Source organism: Kitasatospora sp. NPDC024654 (assembly GCF_055559155.1).
In genome coordinates this window covers 1-1,031 of the sequence record NZ_JBVHLF010000291.1, presented here as the reverse complement: position 1 = coordinate 1,031, position 1,031 = coordinate 1, and the positions used below count along the sequence as shown (strand labels likewise).

Annotated in this window: 2 protein-coding genes; both read left to right on the top strand. The window is 71.5% G+C overall.

Annotated features, from left to right (window positions below; genetic code table 11):
* The first annotated feature begins 39 nt into the window (after positions 1–39).
* Complete coding sequence (locus tag ACZ38L_RS39695; RefSeq protein ID WP_465703069.1) at positions 40–276, top strand: hypothetical protein; 237 nt, start codon at positions 40–42, stop codon at positions 274–276.
* 11 nt (positions 277–287) lie between these two features.
* Positions 288–1,031 (top strand): helix-turn-helix domain-containing protein (locus ACZ38L_RS39690; protein ID WP_465703067.1); only part of this gene is annotated, 744 nt, incomplete at its 3' end.

Sequence of the window (1,031 nt, the reverse complement as noted above, 5' to 3'; positions counted from 1 at the left end):
TCGCACCCCGCGACGCGCCTCACGTAGGGAGATACCGTCATGCGTTCCATCGTGCATTCCGTCATCCCGCCCAGCCCCTTCCCGTCCGGACGCGCCCTGACCGGGGGAGAGGTGACGGTCGTGGTGGTCATCATGGTCCTCGCCGCCCTCCTCGTGATCGGCGGCCAGACGATGGCCGCCACCCTTCAGTTCCTGGGCGGCGTGGTCTTCCTGGCCTGCCGCACCGTCAAGGGCCTGCGTGACACCCGCCCGGGCACCCCGATCACGGGTATCTGACAGGGCCCGGCATGGGACGGCGCGAGAGCGCCGTCGCCGCGGAGACCCGACAGTCCGAAGCGCTGGCGCTGTGGCTGCGCGAGCAGCGCCAGCGCGCCGGACTCACCTACGCGGCGATGGCCACCATCACCTCCTACAGCACCTCGATGCTCTCCCGGGCCGCCAGCGGCCGCATGCTCCCGTCCTGGCGGATCGTGGAGGAGTTCACCAAGGCCTGCGGCGGCGACCTGGCCGAGGCCAAACAACGCTGGCGCAAAGCGCGCTGGGCCGAGCAGAAACGCCGCCGGGCCAGCGCCGGAGATCTCGCCCAGGCCGTCGGCGACCTCTACAGCCACCGCCTCGTCCACCCCGAGATCATCGAGACCTTCGCCCAGCTCTCCCGAGCGATGATCGAACTACGCGCCAAGTACGGCCAACCCTCCGACACCGAACTCCAACGCTTGGCCGGCCGCACCCTCGACGGAGAGCACCGCCTGCCCCGCAGCAGCCTCGGCGCGATCCTGCGCGGCGAGATCCTGCCCCTGCGCCGACACGTCACCGCCTTCACCGAAGCCCTGGGCCTGCCACCACGCGTGGTCACCCAGTGGGAAGAAGCCTGGGAACGCGCCCGCGCCTCCAAGCTCCGCCCCGCCACGCCCAGAGCCCCCGGCCGGTCCCCGGAGACGAACGAGGCCGTCCGTCCCCGTTCGTGGATCCGCATCAACATCCCCGTCGAGCCCATCCCCGGCGGGCCCATCCCCGGCCCGAGCATTCCC